This window comes from Candidatus Poriferisodalis multihospitum (assembly GCF_028283155.1).
GTDB classification, from domain to species: Bacteria; Actinomycetota; Acidimicrobiia; order Acidimicrobiales; family Poriferisodalaceae; genus Poriferisodalis; species Poriferisodalis multihospitum.
In genome coordinates this window covers 1-18,322 of the sequence record NZ_JAPYOK010000125.1, presented here as the reverse complement: position 1 = coordinate 18,322, position 18,322 = coordinate 1, and the positions used below count along the sequence as shown (strand labels likewise).

Genomic DNA, 18,322 nt, shown 5'->3' with positions numbered 1-18,322 from the left:
CCCCCGGGTGAGCAGCATCTGGCAGGTCGCGCGCGGACTGAAAGCGTCGTACCGCGGCTCGGATCTTCGACACCGGGTGGCGCAGCTGAACGGACGGCTCGACGAGACGTACGCGCCGAGCGACGGCCCGAGTTCCGACCACGCCGAGACGGCAACGGAGTACTACGACATCTGCAGCCACCTCATGATCTACGGCTGGGGTGAATCGCTCCACTTCGCACCGCTGACTCCACAGGAGAGCTTGGAAGATTCCAAGCTTCGGCATCAGCGGCTGATGATCGACAAGCTGGACTTGCGCGAGGGCATGTCGGTCATCGACGTCGGGTGCGGGATCGGCGGACCGATGCGGACGGTGGTCCGCGAAGCAGGCGTCAAGGTCACCGGCATCAACAGCAGCCAAGTCCAGCTGGCCAGGGCGAGGGAGTTGACCGCCGAAGCAGGCCTCGGCGACATGATCGACTACGTAGAGACCAGCTTCATGGACATGGGTGCCATCGAGGACGGCACCTACGACCGGGCCTACGCGATCGAGTCGACCTGTCATGCGCCGGACAAGGTCGGCGCATTCACCGAGATCTCGCGGGTGCTGAAGCCCGGTGCGCTGTTGTGGGGTCAGGAAATGTGCCTGACAGACACGTTCGATCCCGACAACGCGAATCATCAGGAGATCAAGCGAGAACTGATGCGCGGGATCGCACTCAAGCAGATCGCAACATTCGCCGAAGTCAACCGAGCACTCGAATCAGCAGGATTCGAAGTCATCGAAGGAATTGACCGCGGAACCACAGCAAACGGATCGGCAACACCGTGGTATCAGCCGATGGAGGCGCGCAGCGGTACACGCCGCATCACCCTGCGAGGAACACCGTTGGGTCGACAGCTCGCGATCCGGGCTGCACGCGTGGCTGAAACGTTGAGGATCCTGCCCAGAGGTACCGCCGAGATCGCCAAGCTGCTCGATCGCACCGCCGACGCCTACGTCGCCGGCGGCAAGACGGGAATCTTCACGACGCTGTATTGCTTCGTGGCCCGCAAGTCTCCCTGAGAGCCCCGCGGCACAGCCAACGGCGACAATCGGGAACGTCTGCTAGGAAACCCCGCATGAACATGCCTGCCATTTCGCTGGCCGCCGTGCGCGGCCGCCGTGAACGCACCCTGGAAATTGCCGCCGAGATCGAGCAACGAGGATTCAGCGGCATCTACTGCCCCTCCATGGGCGATCCGGTGGCGCTGTGCCAAGCAATTGCCCATGTCACCAACGAGATCCACTTCGGCACCTCGGTGCAGCCGATCTACTTCCGCAACCCGGTCGACATGGCCTCGACTGCGGCATTCATCCACGAGATCTCGGGCGGCAGATTCTGGCTGGGCATCGGCGTGACGCACGGTCCCGTACACGAGCGCCTCGGCATCACGCCGGGCAAGCCGCTCGCTGACACTCGCGAGTACATCGCTGCCATGGAGGCCGCGTCGGCACAGCACGGCGATCTGCCGCCGATCGTGCTGGCCACGCTCCGCCAGCGCATGGCCGAGCTATCGGCCGAGATCAGTTCCGGTGCCGTGTGGGCAAACGCGAGCTGCAACGACTTCCGGAACTCCGTGGCGCACCTCGGTGACGCCGCGAGTCGTGACGACTTCTTCGTGGGGAACATGATCCCGACCGTCATCGATGACGACCGCGCCGCCGGAGCAGCGCGGAACCGCAAGACGCTCGCCGGCTACGTGTCGCTGCCGAACTACCGCAACTACTGGAAGCAGGCCGGCTGGGTCGACGAGATGGAAGCCGCCGAGACGGCGATCGCCGCGGGCGACACCGAGGCGCTGGACCGGGCGATGACCGACGACTGGCTGTCGAACGCGACGCTGTACGGCTCGGCCAGCCAGGTCCGTGACGGCGTCGAGGCATGGTTCGATGCTGGTTGCAAGACGCCGATCCTGGTGCCATCCAGCACGAGCGGCGGCCAGCTCAAGGCGCTCGAGGAGCTGTTCGACACGTTTGCCTGAGCCTGGGGCTGTCTCGACGGCTATCTCGGAAACGCGGGCAGGCGCGCCGTTACGCTGCCGGGCATGCATATCGAGCTGTTCGGATTCGACACCACACCCGAGCGTTTCGAGGCCAGCATCCGCGAGGCCTCTGAGCAGGGCTTCCGCCGCTACTGGACGCCGCAGATCTTCGGGCACGACGCGCTGACCACCATCGCCGTGGCTGGCCGCGAGGTACCCGGCATCCGGCTCGGCACCGCGGTGGTGCCCACCTACCCGCGGCATCCGATGATGCTGGCCCAGCAAGCACTCACAACCCAGGCGGTGATCGGCGGACGGCTGGACCTGGGCATCGGCCCGTCGCACAAGCCAGTGGTCGAGGGCATGTGGGGCTACTCGTTCGACCGGCCCATTGCGCATATGCGCGACTACCTGACGATCCTGACGAAGCTGATGACGGACCGCCGCGTCTCCCACGGCGGCGATGCCGTCGTCGGGCGTGGCGAGATCACTCCCCCGGCTGCCGACGCGCCGCCGGTGTTCGTCGCGGCGCTGGGCAGCCAGATGCTGCGCCTGACCGCACGCATGGCCGACGGCACGTTCACCTGGATGACCGGGCCAGCGACACTGCGAGATCACACTGCGCCCACCATCAACGAGGCGGCCTCCGAGGCCGGTCGGCCAGCGCCCCAGGTGGTGGCCGGTTTTCCGGTGTGCGTCACCGATGACGCAGCCACCGCCCGCGAGCGGGCTGCCAAGGACTTGGTGGTGTACGGCACGCTGCCCAGCTACCGGGCGATGCTCGACCGGGAGGGCCTCGGCGGACCGGAAGACATCGCCGTCATCGGGAGTGCAGCCGAGGTGAGCGACCGCATCAACGCGCTGGCCGACTGCGGCGTGACGTCATTCGCCGGATCGGCGTTCGGCACCCTCGACGAGCAAGCCGCCACCCGCGAAACCCTGATCAGCTTGCTGAACTGAATCGGGGCCGCGACGCAGGCCCACCAGCACGGCAATCAGCGCTGCGAGGCCGACCACGATGCTGGTCCACACGTTGATCCGCACGCCCCAGAGCTCGTTGGCAGTGTCGATGCGCAGCAGCTCGATCCACAGCCGCCCGGCGGTGTAGCCGAGTACGTACACCGCGAACAGGTAGCCGGTGCGCAGCCGCGGGAGCACCCTGGGAGCTCCCCACACGAGCACAGCCGCCAAGCACAGATTCCACAGGGCCTCGTACGCAAACGTCGGGTGAAACGTGTCTTCGAGGCCGTAGCCGGCGACGCGGTGCGATTCGTCGATCTCGAGCCCCCACGGCAGGTCCGTAGGCCGACCGTACAGCTCCTGGTTGAACCAATTCCCCAGCCGGCCGATGGCTTGGGCCACCGCGAGCGCGGGCGCCAGCGCGTCGAGCATCGCGCCGGTGCTGTGCCCGCCACGGCGCAGCATCCACACCGCAACCAGCACGCCGACCGAGATGCCGCCCCAGATGCCCAGCCCGCCTTGCCAGATCTTCAGCGCGTCGCCGAGGTTGTCCTGGTAGCGATCGAAGTCGGTGATGACGTGATACAGCCGGGCACCGATCAGGCCGGCGGGAACCGCCCAGATCGCGATCGTCCCGACCAGATCGTTGGCGCGTGCCCGGTACGCATCGTCCCGGTGTGCGATCGCCCGACGCCAGCGGCGGGAGGTGATCCACAGCGCAATCAGCACCGACACGGCGATGGCAACGCCATAGGCTCGAATGTCGAGCGGTCCGAACGAGATGTAGCTCCTCGACGGGCTGGGAATCGACGCCAGGAGCCCGCTCACGTCATGGCTGCGGCCATTGGCTCGACCGGCAGGAGCAGGAGATCACAGGCCATGAACGCCACAGGGTACGCAGAGTTGCGGGCTGCCGAAGGCGCGCGACTCAACGAAATCGCCGCGGAGGCCGAACGCTCGCCGTACATGTGGGCCAGGCGCGTCCCCAGCTGCGGCGACTGGACCCTCGAAGCACTGATCGAGCACTGCGCCACGGTCTGGACATTCGTGCGCAGCAGCATCACTGCGGGAACGCGCGTCGATCCAGCCACCATCACCAGACCTCCCGGTTCCGTATCGCAGTGGCACGCGGACGCATTCGAATCACTCACCGGCCTCATGACGGGTCGAGCGCCGGACGCCGAAGCCTGGTCGTGGGACCCCGAACAGCAGTCCATGAGCTTCTGGTGGCGGCGCATGGCGCACGAGTCCACGATGCACCGGTGGGACGCTGAAGCCGCTCTTGGCATTACGCCGGCACCTATTGCTCCCGAACTCGCTGTCGACGGTGTCAACGAGCTCTTCGATGTCTACGTGCGCCTGCGGCTACCGGATGGGTTCGCCGGAAACGGCGAGACCGTGCACCTGCACGCCACCGACGCTGACGGAGAATGGGTCATCACCCGCACACCCGACGGGATGCAGGTGGAGCGTGCGCATGCGAAGTCCGACGTAGCTGCACGCGGCTCGGCGCAGGACCTCCTGCTGTTCGTGTGGGGCCGCATCGGCCCCGAACAGCTCGAGACGTTCGGCCGAACCGACCTGCTGGACGAATGGCAGCGGGACGTGCGCTTCTGACCGAGTGCCCGCAGCGGAGGCGGCAAGCGCCTCCGCTCCCAGCGCTACAGGCGTGCGCCCTCATAGGCGGCGGCGCGGACGCCTCGCTCAGCCAGCTCGGCAAGCCAGGGCAACGGGTCGTCGAGCATCCCCAGCCCCCACGCTCCGGTGGGCAGTTCGTCGGCCAGCGCCCAGCCGGCAGCGGTCGCTGCCACCGCAGCAGCGGCCGCGCTGGGATGGTCGATCACGCCGAGCACGTCGGTGCAGTGGCGGCCGTCTCGCACGCCGCGCAGCTCCACCCGCACACCGCCCGGCCCGCCCTCGGGATGGGGCGGCCGCAGCATCGGCAGCATGGCCGTGAGGCGATCGCGCCGCGTACCCGCTACACGGGCGGTCACCCGTTCGACATCGCTGAACGCCGGCACGAGCAACAGCGCATCCGCCAGCGCCGCCCGGTAGCAGTCGTGGGCGCCGAGCGGGTCGGGGAACCACACGAGCTCCCGACCCGATCCGCCGCGCCGGCGGCGCCATTGTCCGTCGCGCCAATCCACCGACGTGCCGGTCCTGGCACGGTGCAGCTGGCGCTGGCATGCCGGACCTCCGGTGCCGACCCGGGCGATGTGCACCTCGGTGACCACGTCGAATCTGGCCGCGCCGTGGCGCGCCAGCAGGCAGCTGTACCCCGGCGAGAAGCCCGCACCGACCACAACAGACCGCTTGGCGTTCATGGCTCGCTTGTTCATCTTGAGCAACTGCTCGACGTCGGCCACAGCACCCGACAGCGACACCACGTGCGAGTGGCGCTCAAGGGCCTTGCCGGCCAGCGCAGCGTGGCCCCCGCTCGGCAGGCTGAGCACCACCACGTCCGCTTCGGGCAAGGCACCGGGTTCCAGCACTTCCACGTCCACATCGAGCAACTGTGCAGCGAGGCCGCGCAGGCGAGCAGTGTGGCGCGATCCCAGCACGAGACGATCGACGTCGGGCCGTGAGGCCAGCTGCCGGGCGATTCGCTGCCCGACCGCGCCGGCGCCGATGACTGCGACTGTGTTCACGAGATTGGGCTCATGTGTTCAGCGATCACCGCAGGTCGGGTCCGGCCAGCTCACGCCAGCTGCCTTCACGGCGAGGAAGGTCCTGCGACGAGCGCAGCCGTAGAACGACCGTGACCAATCCACCCACGACGACGGCGAGCAACGCCCGGCGAAGAAAGCTCACTGCGCCCGACGCGGGTCCATGTGTGGGGCTAGATGGAATCGAACCAACGACCTCACCCTTATCAGGGGTGCGCTCTAACCGACTGAGCTATAGCCCCGCGGAGCCGCACACACTACAGCCAACTCGGCTTAGCGAGCGGGCGGCCGGCGCTCGTCTTCGAGCACGGTGACTCGGACGCCGCCGGTGAGATCGCTGATCAGGTTGAACATGATCGCCATCACCACGTTGAAGGCCACGCCGACTGTGGCGACGATGAGCCCGATGATCCGGGCGCGCTGGAAGATCACCATGCCGTCGATGGTCCAGCTCTCATAGGAGCCGACTTCGGTAATAAATGACTCCACCTTGTCGACGAGACCTGAGCGCTGGGCCGCATTCCACAACAGCACACCAGCCGCCAGCACCGCGACATACAGGCAGGCGTACAGCAGCACCGACACTTTGAACACCGACCAAGGATCGATGTGACGCAGGATCCGATGCGTTCGCCGGACCCGGGCTCGACGCTGGCTCAGCCATGCCCAGCGCACCGCCGGGGATTCTTCAGACTGTGCTGGGGTCGAAGGGGGCGGGGCCATTGCTGGCTGGCCGACCGCGCCAGGAGACGGCGGAGTCTGGCCCGACGCCGCATGGGGCGGCACCATCTGACCCGGTGACGGAGCCTGATGCTGCGACGGGGGTATGGGGGGCGGCATGGATGCCGCGGGCGGCGGGTTCTGTGCGGCCGGCGTGCGGCCACGGCGACGACGGGCGCTGCTCGCTGGGGTAATGCCCAGCGCCTCGGCGAAGAGTTCGTCGGTGGGAGTCGGCCCGCCCGGCTCCGGCGACGGCGGCTCCCCGCCCGATGTCGCATCGGCCACGCTTCGCAGTGTAGGAGTCAGCCCGCAGGACCCCCGGTCGCTGAGCCAGCCTGCGGCAACGGTGCCGCAGCGGCAGCGGATGCCCGCTGGCCGTCGAGTTCCACGACAACTTCGACGTGCGCCGCGCCGTCGTCGACATGCACCTCGAAGCCCAGCAGCGCGCCGCCGGCATCGCGGACCGCGCTCTGGGCGGCAGCATCGTCGGGCATCACTCCATGCTGGATCGCTGCTACATCAGCGGTTGCCAGCGTCACGAGCGCTGCTGCGTCCGCAGCGGCCTGGGCCCGCGAACTCGCCAGCGCGGCCTGACCCCAACGCGCCACCAAGCCGACGCTGAGCAGCAGTGCCAGAGCCAGTAACGCCACCGGCAGCGCCGCCTGCCCGCCCTGATACCGTGTGCGCGTGGAGCCGGAGGGACTCGAACCCTCGGCGTAGGTTGTCAAGTCCGGACGTCCTGGCACCTGCCAGCGGCCCCACAGAAACTCGACAGAGCCTCGGCCTCTTCGGAAGCCGGGGCTCTGTCTCGTCGTAGGCATCGGCCGAAGCTATGCCGTCGAGCTCACCTCGCCCGCAGGGTTTTCGCGGGGCTCGCTGCCGGAATTGTCGCTCTCTGGAATGTCCGGCAGCTCAACGAGAGCAATCGCCACGACCGCCTCGTGATCGTCGAGCGACATCGCTCGCACGCCCGTTGCGACGCGACTCTGTTGGGAAATCTCCCTCACGGGCGTTCGGATGAGCACACCGCTGGAGGACACCAGCAGCACCTCATCGTCATCATCAACGAGACGAGCGCCCGCGACATGCGATGTGGCATCAGTCAGCTTCACAGCAATCACGCCCACTAGGCCGCGTCCCTTGCGTCCAAACTCCTCAGCGGCTGTCCGCTTGGCGGCACCGTTGCTCGTTACGACGAGCAGATCGCGAGTCTCGTTCGGATGGAGCACGTCGACAGCAGCCACGGCGTCGCCGTCGCGCAAGCGCATGGCTCGAACGCCGGCAGCCACGCGGCCCATAGATCGAACCGTGGTTTCTGAAAAGCGAACAGCCTGTCCCGCACGCGACACGATCAGCACGTCGTCGTCACCTGAGGTCTCCAGGACCCGTACCAGTTCGTCTCCCTCGCGCAGGCTCAGCGCGATCAAGCCGTTCGAGCGGATGTTTTCGTAGTCACGCAGCGAAGTCTTCTTCGCTTGCCCGTTGCGGGTCACGAACATCAGGTATCGATCCGACGGGAATTCCCGCGCTTCCACCACGGCCTCTACTCGTTCGTCGGCCGCGAGCTGCAGCAGGTTCACCAGCGCCGTACCCCGTGCGGTGCGGTTGGTCAACGGCACCTCGTACGCCTTCAACCGGTGTACGCGGCCGCGGTTGGTGAAACACAGCAGCCAGGCATGCGCGGTGGTCAGCACCACCCGCACCACCACGTCGTCGTCCTTGAGCCGTGCGCCCTGTACGCCACGACCGCCCCGTCCCTGCGTGCGGAACACGTCAGGCGACGTTGCCTTCACGTATCCCTCACGCGTCAGCGTCACCACCAATGGCTCGTCCTCGATGAGATCTTCCGCATCCATCTCGCCGGGGTCGGTGACGATCTCGGTGCGTCGTGGCGTCTGGTGCTCGTCGCGCAGCGCGCTCAGCTCATCGATGATGACCTGCCGCAGCCGGCCGTCGTCACCCCCAGCCGGGTCAGGCGGCTCAGCTGCATGTCGAGAATGTGATTGGCCTGTTCCGCGCTGAACGACATCGGCTCGTCGCAGAGCCTCGCCAGTGCCGCGGCGCGGTCGTCGCTGGCGCGGATCAGGGCAATGATCTCGTCGATCAGGTCGAGCGCACGCAGCAGGCCCTCCACGATGTGCGCTCTCGCCCTGGCTTCGTCCAGCCGGTGCTGGCTGCGCCGCGTCACCACCTCGATCTGGTGGTCGACATACGCGACCAAGGCATCCCTGAGATTGAGCGTGCGGGGCACCCCGTCGACCAGCGCCACCATGTTCACGGCAAAGCTGGACTGCAGCGGCGTGTGCTTCCACAGGTTGTTGAGCACCACGTTCGCCGGCGCCGACGGTCGCAGCTCGATGACGAACCGCATCTCACCCCGTGCGGATTCGTTGCGCAGCGCAGTGACGCCCTCGATGACCTTGCGGTTCACCGCATCGGCGATCTTGCGCTCGATGTTCTCGATGGAGGTCTGGTACGGGATCTCGGTGACCACGATGCTCGGCCGCTTGCCGTTCTCGATGATCTCGGCTCGGGCCCGCAGCTTCACTGAGCCGCGCCCGGTTGCCATGGCTTCGCGGGCGCCGGACCGGCCGAGCATCCGCCCGCCAGTCGGGAAGTCGGGCCCGTGCACGAACTCCATCAATTCCTCAACGGAGGCCTCGGGATTCCCGATGAGGTGAATCGTGGCGTCGATGATCTCGCCGAGGTTGTGCGTGGGGATGTTGGTGGCCATGCCCACCGCGATGCCTTGGCTGCCATTGACGAGCAGGTTCGGGAACCGCGACGGCATCACCATCGGTTCGGTGCGGGAGCCGTCGAAGTTCGCAGCGAAGTCCACCGTCTGCTCATCGATGCTCTCGGCCATGGTCATGGCCAGGTCGGTCAGGCGGCACTCGGTATAGCGGTAGGCAGCAGGCGGGTCCGACGGCGAGCCGAAGTTGCCATGCGGATCGATCAAGGTGTTGGCCAAGCTGAACGACTGACCCATCCGCACGAGCGCGTCGTAGATCGATCCGTCGCCGTGAGGGTGGTAGTTGGCAATGACATCGCCGACCACCGTGGCGCATTTCTTGTGGGGCCGGTCCGGCCGCAGGCCGGTGTCGAACATCGACCACAGGATCCGGCGGTGCACCGGCTTCAGGCCGTCTCGCGCATCGGGCAGCGCCCGCGAGGTGATGACCGACATGGCGTAGTCCAGAAACGACTGCTCCATCTCGGTCTGGATCTCGACGTCCACAATTCCGATGGCGCCGCCCTCGTCAGGCGAGCCAGGGCTGGTGTCGGGTTCGCCGTCGCTCATGGCGCTTCCAGCCGGATCCGTCTGCCTGCCACGATCAGACGTCGAGGAAGCGAACGTCGCTGGCGTTGTCCTGGATGAAGCCCCGGCGGGCATCCACGTCGTCGCCCATGAGAACGCTGAAGATGCGGTCAGCTGTGACGGCCTCTTCAAGTGAGACGCGCAGCAAAGTCCGTCGAGCCGGGTCCATGGTGGTCTCCCAGAGTTCGGCAGCATCCATCTCGCCGAGACCCTTGAGGCGTTGGAACTCGTTGCGGTGGTTGGGCCGGTCCGACAGGAAGGCGTCTTTGGCCCGGTCGTCCTTGAGATACACCGTCTCGGTGCCGACCTTGGTGGAGTACAGCGGCGGCTGGGCGATGTACACATAGCCGCCCGAGAGCAGCTTGCGCATCCGATGAAAGAAGAACGTCAGCAGCAGCGTCCGGATATGGCTGCCGTCGACATCGGCATCGCACAGCAGGATCACCTTGTGGTAGCGGATCTTGGCGTCGTCGAAACCGTTCTCGCCGGTCGCGCCATCGACGCCGGCACCGATCGCTGAGATCAGCGCGCTGATCTCGTTGTTGTCAAAGATGCGCTCGGGACGGCTTCGCTGAACGTTGAGGATCTTTCCCCGGATCGGCAAGATCGCCATGGTCGCGGGGTCGCGCGCCTCCTTGGCTGATCCCCCGGCCGAGTCGCCCTCCACGATGTACAGCTCGGCCTCTTCAGGATCGCCTGAGGAGCAGTCGGTGAGCTTGCCAGGCAGGCCAGCGCCCCCCAGGGCCGACTTGCGCACCGTATTGCGCGCCTTCTGCGCGGCGATGCGTGCCCGGCGAGCATCGATGGCCTTGCCGGTCACCAGCTTGGCCTCGGTCGGATGTTCTTCGAGCCATTCGCTGAGCCCGCTGTAGGCGGCCTTCTGAACGAGGCTGCGCATAGCGGTGTTGCCCAGCTTTGCCTTGGTCTGACCTTCGAACTGCGGTGCTTCCAAGCGGACGCTCACCACCGCGGTGAGGCCCTCGCGGATGTCATCGCCCTGAAGGTTGTCGTCGTCGGGGCGCAGCATCTTGCGATCACGGGCGTAGTTGTTCATCGCGGACGTCAGTGCCGAGCGGAAACCCTCGGCATGCATGCCGCCCTCGACCGTGTTGATGCCGTTGGCGAAACTGTGGATGCCATCGGTGTTGAAGCCGGTGTTCCACTGGAAGGCGATCTCCACCTCGTCGCCGTCTTCGGCGGCCGAGAGGAATCCAACTTCGTCGAACAGTGCTTCGGACGACTCATTGAGATGGCGGACGAAGTCGCGGATGCCGCCTGGGTAACAGAACTCGTGGCGGACCGGTTTGGGTCGCCGCTCGTCGGTGAAGCCGATGCACAGGCCGGCGTTGAGAAACGCCATCATCTGCAACCGCTCGGTCAGCGTCTGGGCCCGGAACTCGACGTGATCGAACACCGTCGGATCGGGCTTGAACGTAATGGTGGTGCCGGTGCTGCTCTCGGGCGACGGGCCAGTGTCGGTCAGCTCGCCGACCGGTTCGCCGCCGTTGCAGAACTGCAGCTTCCAGCGGCGGCCGTCCCGGTCGATGACAGCTTCCAGTTCGGACGACAGAGCGTTCACTACGGACACACCGACGCCGTGCAGCCCGCCGGACACCTTGTACCCGGTGCCGCCGAACTTGCCGCCAGCGTGCAGCACGGTCAGGACAACTTCGGCGGCCGACTTGTCGGGGTACTGCGGATGGGCCTCGACGGGGATGCCGCGACCGTCGTCGGTGACGCTGCACGTACCGTCAGCGCGCAGGGTGATTTCGATGGAGCTGCAGTGGCCTGCCATGGCCTCGTCGACGGCGTTGTCGACCACCTCATAGACGAGATGGTGGAGGCCCCCGGGGCCGGTCGAGCCGATGAACATCCCGGGACGTTCACGGACCGGCTCAAGACCCTCGAGCACCGTGATCGCGTCGGCGTTGTAGTCGCCGGAAACGGTGCTGTCAGTGCCGACGGCGACGCAATTCGGTCGCCCAGGCAGGATCGTCCACGACGACGGTGAGCCGGCCTGCTTCGAGCCTCTCGGGCTGCGAGTGCGCCGCGATGGCCTCGCCGACAGCCTCGGCCCAGCGCTCGTTGAGGTCGATCGCGCGGCCCCGTGAACCGAATCCGGCCGTGACTGCTTTGAGCGAATCACTGATCGACCGCGGCTCTCGGCCGCCTGTTGCGCGACGGCGTTTCTTCATCCTGAGATCACCTCGCCGTCTTGGATGTGAACTTGGCTGTGGACTTCGATTCCGGGGGGCACGTGGCCGGTGGCCGAGGTCACGATCGTCTGTGCGACAGGCAGGCAGCCGACGAGACGTTGGGCCCGTCCCTCGTCGAGTTCAGAGAACACATCGTCCAGCAGCACAATCGGCTCGATCCCGCTGATCTGCGACGTGTACCGGTGCTGGGCCAGGCGCAGCGCCAAGGCAATGCTGCGCTGTTCCCCTTGTGAAGCGTGAGTGCGCGCCGGCAGTCCGTCCAGGCAGATCGTCATGTCATCCCGGTGCGGGCCCATGGCGGTGGTGCCGCGTCGCAGGTCGTCCGGGCGCGCCTGCGCCAGCGCGGTCGCGAGGCCGCTCTCACGCCACTCGGCCGCATAGGAGAGTCTCAGACTCGCATCGCATCCGGCGAGCTGGCAATACGCGTCCTGAGCCGGAGACACCAACGCCGTGCACAAGGCGTCGCGCCGGTGTGCGATGGCCTCTCCGACTTCCGCGAGCTGTGCATCCCAGACATCGAGCGTTGCCAGAGCCTCGGCGTCGGGGCGGTGACCGGCCTGCTTCAGAAGGTTGTTGCGCTGCCGCAGCACTCGCTCGAAATCGCGCCGCGTGGTCCGGTACTCACGATCAGTGCTCGTCAGCACATTGTCGAGCAGCTCGCGACGCACCGACGGTCCACCCGCCGCGATCGACAGGTCAGCCGGACAGAACACCACCGCGCTGACCACTTCGGCGAGGTCGCGCAGTGATCGGACTCGCTGTCCATTCACCTGCGCCCGAGATCGGCCGGCCGCCGCGATCTCTATCTCCACCAGGTGCGTGCGACGCGCTCGCCGAATCTCAGCACGCACGAAAGCCCGATCGCAGCCAGCGCGCACGAGTGTCTCCGCACTCGCCCCGCGGAACGAACCAGAGCCATCGAGCAACGCGACGCCTTCCAGCAGGTTGGTCTTGCCATGTCCGTTGGGCCCGACCACGAGCGTCCGCTCTGCGTCGAGCGACAGTTTCGTGGACCGGTGATTCCGGAAATTTTCGATGCTCAGCCAGGCAATGATCACGACACCCGAACGGGCATCAACAGATACAGGAATTCTCCCTGTCCGGGCGTCCGCAGCACAGCGGGCTTCAGTGCATCGAGACGCACCAGCTCGACAGTGTCACCGCCAGCCGCGTCGAGTCCCTCGATGAGATAGTCAGGATTGAAGGCGACCGTGGTCTGCTCTCCGTCATAAGTGGCGTCGACTTCCTCGCTCGCGCTGCCGACGTCCTGGCTGATGACTGTCAGCTCGATGCTGTCGGGCCGCAATTCCATCCGCAGCGGCGCATTGGTGTCGCGGGCCAGCAGGCGAAGCCGGCGTGCACCGTCAAGCAACGCAGCACGGTCCACCTCGAGCCGGTTCTCATGAGAGTCAGGAATCAGCGGTTCATAACTGGGGAAGTCGCCCGCGATGAGACGGCAGGTCACCTGGGCCGACTGAGCGTCGTCGCTGACTTCAAAGGCGACTTCGCGCTCTCCGAGTCGCATGGTTACGTCTTTGCTGGCATCGAGAATCCGGCCAAGCTCTTCCAAGGCCCGAGACGGCACGAGCACTTGCTGCCCCGGGCCGAGTACCTGTGCCTCGGGCAGGTCCCGCAGGGCGAGGCGGTACGAGTCGGTGGCCACCAGCCGCAAGCCGTCGCCCCGGGCCGCCATGAGGACCCCGGTCAGGATCGGCCGGGCATCGTCAGAACTTGCTGCGCGGACCACTTGGCGAAACGCTTGGGCCAAGTCGCCAGCCGGCACGGTGACATCGTCGCCCGTCGGCTGTGGCAGGGTGGGAAAATCGGCGGTCGGCAGCGTCCGCACCGAGAATTGCGCTCGTGCGCTGGTGATCTGCACCTCATCGTCGTCAACCTGAATGTCCACTTCGCCTGGCGGCAACGCTCGGGCGATATCGGTCAACAGCCGGGCCGGCACCACGGTCTCGCCCTCCGTCTCCACTGGCGTACGCAGCTGCGTACGCACGGTGAGATCAAGATCGGTGCCCGTGACCGTGAGCCCCTCGCCGTCAGCTCGCAGGTGCAGCCCGGTCAGCACGAACAAACCGCCCCCGCGCACGTTGACCCCGCGACTTGCCAAAGTCAGCTGGTCGACCAGTGCATCTCGTTCAATGCGCAGTTTCACGGGCGGTTCTCCTTGGCCGTACAAGACCGGTGAGACAGATCATCCTCAATGAGAAGATTGAGACTTATTCGGTAGTAGCTGTAGGGGCTGTGAATTGTGGACGACTGACCGTTATCGCAGATCAGCGCAACGCAGCCTGTCAACAGTCTTGCCTGCGCGTCCACAGCTTCACCCTCCCATTTCCGCATAGCCAGCGTGATCGTGGAAAAGCCCGACTTTTCCCGAGGTTTGTCGAGAACTTTTCCACTCATTGTCCACAGCGTGTGGAGACACCCTAGATCCAGTCACCAGCCGCACAGCGGACAGCACTCGGCGGGTCGGCGTCAAGCAGCCCGGACGCGCGCTATCAGCTGGGCAACCTGGTCGTACACCTTGCGTTCAGCAGGCAGCAGGCTGTTGATCTTCTTGACAGCGTGCATCACGGTGGTGTGATCTCGGCCGCCGAAGACGCTGGCAATCGCTGGGTAGCTCAGGTCAGTGAGCTCCCGCATGACATACATGCTGATCTGACGGGCGTTGACCAAGCCTTGCTGACGGCGCTGGCTGGTGAGCTCGCTCACGTCATAGCCGAACATGTCCGCGGTCATGTTCAGGATCCGGTCGGTGGTGATGGGCGTCTCCTGCGGTTCACGGACATCGCTCAGTATCTGCTGTGCCATCTCCAGCGTCACGGGACTGCGGGTGAGGCTGGCGTACGCGGTGACGCGCACCAGTGCGCCCTCAAGCTCGCGGATGTTGTTGGTGATGAGGTGCGCGATGTGCTCCAGCACTTCATCGGGCACATGGCCGTGCTCGGTTTTCTTGCGCAGGATGGCCACTCGGGTTTCGAGATCAGGTGGCTGGATGTCCGTGATCAGGCCCCATTCGAACCGGCTGCGCAACCGATCCGACAGTGTGGAGATGCTGCGAGGCGGGCGATCAGAGGAGATCACGATCTGACGACCAGCCACGTGCAGCGAGTTGAACGTGTGGAACAGCTCCTCCTGCAGGCCTTCCTTGCCTTCCATGAACTGGATGTCATCGAGCAGCAGCACGTCGAGTTCGCGGTAGCGCCTCTTGAACGCCGGCGTCGTGTTCGTGCGGATGGCTTCGATGAACTCTGAGAGGAATGTCTCCGTAGAGACGTACCGGACACGATGCTCGGGCAGGGTGACGCCGAGGAAGTTCACGATCGCCTGCAGCAGATGGGTCTTGCCGAGGCCGGTGCCGCCGTGAATGAACAGGGGGTTGTAGGCGATGCCGGGAGTCTCAGCAACCGCAAGGGCCGCCGCTTGTGCAAACCGGTTGCTGCTGCCGGTGACGAAGCTCTCGAAGGTGTAGCGGGGATTGGTGATGTCGACGCCCGGCACTCTCCGCGGTGTTGCGCTGGCATCGGGCGTCGGCGTCGCTGTCGTTGTGATGGTGTTATCGGCAGGGGCCGGCGAGTTGGCGGAACCGGTCGCGGGGTGCCAGGCCTCGCCATCGCCCGGGCTCGCAGCGTCACCGTCAGGTGTTGCATCCACGTCGTGAGGATCTGCATCTGCGCCGTTGGCGCTGTCGAGATCGCCAAGCTCGGGGCGGGTCTCGATCTCGTAGGTCTGCGGGCGAACAGGCAGTTGTTCGAAGGCGGCGTGGAGCATCGGGATGTACCGCCGCTGGATGCGATCGCGGATCATGTTGCTCGGCGCGATCAATACGGCGAGCTCGCTGTCGATGTGCAGTGCCTGCAGGTGGCGGAAGTAGCCCAGCCAGAGCGCGTCGGACACGGTGGCCCGCAAAATGTCGCGGCACTGCGACCACAGCTCATCGGTGTTCGCGCGGGCGCCCTCGGGCAGTGGAGGCGCCGTGTCCGGCGTCACATGGGCAGCCGCCGACGGCTCTGGTGATGGCGACTCGGGAGACTGGAATTCTGGCGATTGGGGGATGTGGCGATGATCCTCAGGTTCGTGTGCTGCGGCACCTGCCTGCGGAGAACTCACCACGACAACCTCGTTCGCCTCTGTCCGTCGTGTGCCCGCGGAACCTGTTGTTCGCCTGCGAGCCACCAAGCGGCACCCGGTGGTCGGAACCTATGGCCGCGCTGTCACTGCTGCAAGCGCGTCTTTGCGCACCCGTGAGGTGCTCGAGTCGACGGGAACGCAACAGTTCAGCGACAGACCCATAACGCCCGCAAAACAAGCGGATGACAGGGAAATTCGCTGTCCCGGCGACGCGCGTCGTGGCCGATATCAGGCACCTGCGACACGGCTCCGTGCGTGGGCGTCGCGCGTCTTCGCGCGCGCCGCCCGCGCCACGGCTTCGCCTGCGAGCTCGCCTCTGCGCGCATCGGAAGGGATCGGCACCCGTAGGCTGTTCATGCTCTCGGGTCGACACCCGGGCACGCTCCGGCCGCCGCACCGCATTTCGCGGACCTGCCCGCGGCCTGAACCTCCAGGAGGCTGCAGCGTGAAGCGCACGTACCAACCCCATAACCGCAGACGGGCCCGCCGCCACGGCTTCCGACATCGCATGTCCACCCGTGCGGGACGGGCGATTGTGAACGCTCGCCGACGCAAGGGCCGGCAACGGCTGAGCGCCTGATCGATTCGTGCCGCAGCAGGGCCGATTTCGCAGCACTGCGCCGCGGTCGTCGATTCGACAGCGAGCTGCTGTGGATGACGTTCGCGGCCGACCGCGGTCTGGGGGGGCCGCGCGTGGCATTCTCGCTCAGCCGCCGCCGGGGAACTGCAGTGCAGCGCAATCGAGCCCGCCGGCGTCTGAGAGCGCTCTTTCGCGAGCACGCCGCCGACCTGGCGCCCGGCCGTTACCTGGTCGGCGTGCGCTTGGCGGCGTCGGCGGTGACCTACCAGCGGGCTCGAGCCGAGCTGACGCGGTTGCTGCTGGCCGCGGACGCCTTGAGCAACCGGGGGAACAACCGGCCATGACCTCGGGGCCCCTTACTCGGACGCTGATCGCCGCCGTGAAGCTCTATCGAGCACTCCCCCGCTCGCGGCTGCCGTCGTGCCGCTTCGATCCGACGTGCTCGCAGTATGCGCTGGACGCCCTGCGGACATGGGGAGCGGCACGTGGCGGCTGGCTGGCCCTCCGCCGCATCTGCCGCTGCCATCCCTGGGGCGGATGGGGCTACGACCCGGTACCGGAGACGGGTGATCACCTCCGTCGAGGTCACCGTGCGGTCGCAACGACGGGACTCCTGGAGCACTGATGTTCGACTGGGCTGATCCGATATTCGACGGCATCGCCGCCGTCATGGCGTGGTTCTACTCGTTGGTGCCTGACTACACCTTCGCCATCTGCATGCTGACCCTGGCGATCATGCTGCTGTTCACCCCGCTCACCCTGCGGGGCGCTCGCTCGATGACCAAGATGCAGGCACTGCAGCCGGAGATGGCCGCGCTCCGCAAGCGGCATGGCAGCGACCGCCAGAAGCTCAACGAAGAAATGATGAGGCTGTACCAGTCCCACGGGGTGAGCCCCTTGGGCGGCTGCTTGCCGAACTTGGTGCAGATTCCGATCTTCATCGTGCTGTACCGGGTCATCTGGAACCTGCGGATACCCGACGACAATCCCGTCGACAATCCATTCCCCCGGAATCTGAGTCCTGATTCGCAGATGTACGAGGACATCGTTGCTGCGGGTGGCGAGATGCGGTCCTTGGGCATGGACTTGTCGAAGGTGGCAAGGGACGTGGTTCAGGCCAACTTCGTCGACGGGCTGCCGTACTTGGGACTCATCGCCGTCACTTTCCTGCTGGCTTGGCTCCAGCAGCGCCAGATGGCGCGGCGGCGCGGCAACGCGGCCATGCCGAATCGCCAGATGGAAATCATGATGAAGTACCTGCCGTTCATGCTGCCGGTCTTCAGTTTCTTCGTGCCGGCGGCGCTGGTGCCCTACTTCATCGTGTCCAGCATCTACCGGATGCTGACCCAGGCCTTCATTCACGCCACGATGAAACCGCCGCAGCCGCTCGTCGGCGCCGAATCCGCTGACGACGTCATCGAGGCCGAGGAGGTTCCGGAACCAGAGCCGCCTCGCCAGGTGCCGAATCAGCGCTCGCGCAAGGCCCTTGATGCTGAAGCGGAGCGCCGTGCGGAGCGTGAGCGCCGCCGTGCAGAGCGACGCGAGGGCTCGCAGAACTCGTCGGGCGAAAGCGCACCGGCGGCTGCGGTACCGGAACCTTCTGAGTCTCCCACGATCCGCCGGACTCGCTCATCGGAAGAACGAGTTGTCGATGCGCGCAAGCGAGCACGTCGCAGCACCGGCTCCTCCGATCGGAATCAGAACCGCAATCAAG

At 66.1% G+C, this 18,322-nt stretch carries 19 protein-coding genes and 1 tRNA gene; 8 read left to right on the top strand and 12 right to left on the bottom strand.

What is annotated here, in order from left to right; translation table 11 throughout:
• Window positions 1-7 precede the first annotated feature (7 nt).
• The 3 genes from VI480_RS15345 to VI480_RS15335 all read left to right on the top strand — a co-directional run bounded on the left by VI480_RS15345 (window position 8) and on the right by VI480_RS15335 (window position 2,964).
• Entirely contained in the window at window positions 8-1,045 is a 1,038-nt protein-coding gene (locus VI480_RS15345; protein ID WP_323673733.1) for a sterol methyltransferase family protein, read from the top strand.
• Between the two features lie 56 nt (window positions 1,046-1,101).
• Window positions 1,102-2,004 carry an LLM class flavin-dependent oxidoreductase gene (locus VI480_RS15340; protein ID WP_323673732.1) on the top strand — a complete coding sequence of 301 codons (903 nt, stop codon included), beginning with the start codon at window positions 1,102-1,104 and terminating at the stop codon, window positions 2,002-2,004.
• A gap of 63 nt (window positions 2,005-2,067) precedes the next feature.
• Window positions 2,068-2,964, top strand: a complete 897-nt coding sequence (locus tag VI480_RS15335) for a TIGR03564 family F420-dependent LLM class oxidoreductase (RefSeq protein WP_323673731.1) — start codon at window positions 2,068-2,070, stop codon at window positions 2,962-2,964.
• Here VI480_RS15335 and lgt read toward each other — a convergent pair.
• Window positions 2,887-3,792, bottom strand: coding sequence for a prolipoprotein diacylglyceryl transferase (gene lgt / locus VI480_RS15330; RefSeq protein ID WP_323673730.1), 906 nt, complete (start codon window positions 3,790-3,792; stop codon window positions 2,887-2,889). The genes VI480_RS15335 and lgt overlap by 78 nt on opposite strands.
• A gap of 51 nt (window positions 3,793-3,843) precedes the next feature.
• On the opposite strand from lgt, the gene VI480_RS15325 reads away from it, so the two are divergent.
• The gene (locus VI480_RS15325) at window positions 3,844-4,581 is read left to right on the top strand and encodes a maleylpyruvate isomerase family mycothiol-dependent enzyme (protein WP_323673729.1); all 738 of its coding nucleotides are present in this window, start codon (window positions 3,844-3,846) and stop codon (window positions 4,579-4,581) included.
• Between the two features lie 44 nt (window positions 4,582-4,625).
• Here VI480_RS15325 and VI480_RS15320 read toward each other — a convergent pair whose 3' ends face one another.
• The 11 genes from VI480_RS15320 to dnaA all read right to left on the bottom strand — a co-directional run bounded on the left by VI480_RS15320 (window position 4,626) and on the right by dnaA (window position 16,007).
• On the bottom strand, window positions 4,626-5,612 hold the full coding sequence (locus tag VI480_RS15320; RefSeq protein ID WP_323673728.1) for an NAD(P)-binding domain-containing protein: 987 nt from the start codon (window positions 5,610-5,612) through the stop codon (window positions 4,626-4,628).
• 186 nt (window positions 5,613-5,798) lie between these two features.
• Window positions 5,799-5,872, bottom strand: a tRNA-Ile gene (locus tag VI480_RS15315).
• A 31-nt stretch (window positions 5,873-5,903) separates the two neighbouring features.
• A complete protein-coding gene (locus VI480_RS15310) occupies window positions 5,904-6,635 on the bottom strand; it encodes a DUF3566 domain-containing protein (protein WP_323673727.1) in 732 nt (243 codons plus the stop codon).
• A gap of 17 nt (window positions 6,636-6,652) precedes the next feature.
• Window positions 6,653-7,000, bottom strand: a complete 348-nt coding sequence (locus VI480_RS15305) for a hypothetical protein (RefSeq protein ID WP_323673726.1) — start codon at window positions 6,998-7,000, stop codon at window positions 6,653-6,655.
• A gap of 180 nt (window positions 7,001-7,180) precedes the next feature.
• Window positions 7,181-8,206, bottom strand: coding sequence for a DNA gyrase C-terminal beta-propeller domain-containing protein (locus tag VI480_RS15300; RefSeq protein ID WP_323673725.1), 1,026 nt, complete (start codon window positions 8,204-8,206; stop codon window positions 7,181-7,183).
• Window positions 8,207-8,268: 62 nt separating this feature from the next.
• Window positions 8,269-9,651: a DNA gyrase/topoisomerase IV subunit A gene (locus VI480_RS15295; protein ID WP_323673724.1), complete on the bottom strand. Its 1,383-nt coding sequence runs from the start codon at window positions 9,649-9,651 to the stop codon at window positions 8,269-8,271.
• A gap of 34 nt (window positions 9,652-9,685) precedes the next feature.
• Entirely contained in the window at window positions 9,686-11,659 is a 1,974-nt protein-coding gene (locus VI480_RS15290; protein ID WP_323673751.1) for a DNA topoisomerase subunit B, read from the bottom strand.
• Window positions 11,622-11,864, bottom strand: a complete 243-nt coding sequence (locus tag VI480_RS15285) for a DUF721 domain-containing protein (RefSeq protein ID WP_323673723.1) — start codon at window positions 11,862-11,864, stop codon at window positions 11,622-11,624. Before VI480_RS15285 ends, VI480_RS15290 begins: the two co-directional genes overlap by 38 nt.
• Entirely contained in the window at window positions 11,861-12,943 is a 1,083-nt protein-coding gene (gene recF / locus VI480_RS15280) for a DNA replication/repair protein RecF (protein WP_323673722.1), read from the bottom strand. The genes VI480_RS15285 and recF overlap by 4 nt, the downstream gene beginning before the upstream one ends.
• The gene (gene dnaN, locus VI480_RS15275) at window positions 12,940-14,049 is read right to left on the bottom strand and encodes a DNA polymerase III subunit beta (RefSeq protein ID WP_323673721.1); all 1,110 of its coding nucleotides are present in this window, start codon (window positions 14,047-14,049) and stop codon (window positions 12,940-12,942) included. Before dnaN ends, recF begins: the two co-directional genes overlap by 4 nt.
• A 323-nt stretch (window positions 14,050-14,372) precedes the next feature.
• Window positions 14,373-16,007, bottom strand: a complete 1,635-nt coding sequence (gene dnaA, locus VI480_RS15270) for a chromosomal replication initiator protein DnaA (protein WP_323673720.1) — start codon at window positions 16,005-16,007, stop codon at window positions 14,373-14,375.
• A gap of 466 nt (window positions 16,008-16,473) precedes the next feature.
• On the opposite strand from dnaA, the gene rpmH reads away from it, so the two are divergent.
• The 4 genes from rpmH to VI480_RS15250 all read left to right on the top strand — a co-directional run.
• The gene (gene rpmH / locus VI480_RS15265; protein WP_323673719.1) at window positions 16,474-16,608 is read left to right on the top strand and encodes a 50S ribosomal protein L34; all 135 of its coding nucleotides are present in this window, start codon (window positions 16,474-16,476) and stop codon (window positions 16,606-16,608) included.
• The gene (gene rnpA, locus VI480_RS15260) at window positions 16,605-16,952 is read left to right on the top strand and encodes a ribonuclease P protein component (RefSeq protein WP_323673750.1); all 348 of its coding nucleotides are present in this window, start codon (window positions 16,605-16,607) and stop codon (window positions 16,950-16,952) included. The genes rpmH and rnpA overlap by 4 nt, the downstream gene beginning before the upstream one ends.
• The gene (yidD, locus tag VI480_RS15255; RefSeq protein WP_323673718.1) at window positions 16,949-17,233 is read left to right on the top strand and encodes a membrane protein insertion efficiency factor YidD; all 285 of its coding nucleotides are present in this window, start codon (window positions 16,949-16,951) and stop codon (window positions 17,231-17,233) included. The genes rnpA and yidD overlap by 4 nt, the downstream gene beginning before the upstream one ends.
• Window positions 17,233-18,322: YidC/Oxa1 family membrane protein insertase (locus VI480_RS15250; RefSeq protein ID WP_323673717.1), on the top strand; the 1,090-nt coding region annotated here is incomplete at its 3' end. The genes yidD and VI480_RS15250, both read left to right, overlap by 1 nt.

Bases quoted from the DNA above. Each gene is read 5' to 3' on its own strand.
- VI480_RS15340 (WP_323673732.1), top strand. From the start codon at position 1,102: ATGAACATGCCTGCCATTTCGCTGGCCGCCGTGCGCGGCCGCCGTGAA.
- VI480_RS15335 (WP_323673731.1), top strand. From the start codon at position 2,068: ATGCATATCGAGCTGTTCGGATTCGACACCACACCCGAGCGTTTCGAG.
- VI480_RS15325 (WP_323673729.1), top strand. From the start codon at position 3,844: ATGAACGCCACAGGGTACGCAGAGTTGCGGGCTGCCGAAGGCGCGCGA.
- VI480_RS15300 (WP_323673725.1), bottom strand. From the start codon at position 8,206: ATGGATGCGGAAGATCTCATCGAGGACGAGCCATTGGTGGTGACGCTG.
- VI480_RS15295 (WP_323673724.1), bottom strand. From the start codon at position 9,651: ATGAGCGACGGCGAACCCGACACCAGCCCTGGCTCGCCTGACGAGGGC.
- VI480_RS15285 (WP_323673723.1), bottom strand. From the start codon at position 11,864: ATGAAGAAACGCCGTCGCGCAACAGGCGGCCGAGAGCCGCGGTCGATC.
- yidD (WP_323673718.1), top strand. From the start codon at position 16,949: ATGACCTCGGGGCCCCTTACTCGGACGCTGATCGCCGCCGTGAAGCTC.